Annotated in this window: 1 protein-coding gene; it reads right to left on the bottom strand. The window is 59.8% G+C overall.

Annotation, left to right across the window (positions count from 1 at the left end; translation table 11 throughout):
- Positions 1–116 precede the first annotated feature (116 nt).
- The coding region (locus tag H0485_RS21340) for a hypothetical protein (protein ID WP_226937876.1) at positions 117–599 on the bottom strand (483 nt) is incomplete at its 5' end.

Below are 599 nucleotides of genomic sequence, written 5' to 3' on the forward strand. Positions count from 1 at the left end.
CCGGATATCGAGGCGCTGCAGGATGCCGGACTGCTGAAACCGGTGGCTGATGTCGATCTGGACATGCCCATCGCCGCTGAGCAGGAATGATTGCGCCTGCTCAGGACGCTAACTGTTCAAGGCCGACGGGAGAGGAGAGCCGTGACCTGCTGCGTGCTGTCCAGCCAGGCGGCCACGTCTGGACGGCGCCATTCTATGATCCTGCGAATGCGCTGGTGATCTTCATGCAGATTTCGAGCGAAGATGGGCTCGTGATGCGCGATCCGGTTTCTCAGCTTCCGGACCTCGTCGATGTCATCGAACAATCTGGCGCGGGCTTCTGACAGCGTTAGTGCTTTGTCATATCCCGGAAATGTCGCCGCGAGGTGGGGATCCCAGATCCGAGGCTGCTGGCCTTTCAAGAACAGGAAGCGCCAAAAGGCGAACTTCAGCTCGGCGACGACCTTTCCCGCTGTGGGAAGCTTCGCTGCGCAATCTGTCAGATCTTCTCTGGGCCTGTAGCCCCTTGCTGGTGCTGGGAGCGTGTAGACGAAACCGCGGTTGAGATGCCAGTTGCCCCCGAAAACCGCCTCAATCGCCTCGACTGCTCCGTTTCGGAT

This window comes from Pseudogemmobacter faecipullorum (assembly GCF_020539525.1).
Taxonomy (GTDB): Bacteria; Pseudomonadota; Alphaproteobacteria; order Rhodobacterales; family Rhodobacteraceae; genus Pseudogemmobacter; species Pseudogemmobacter faecipullorum.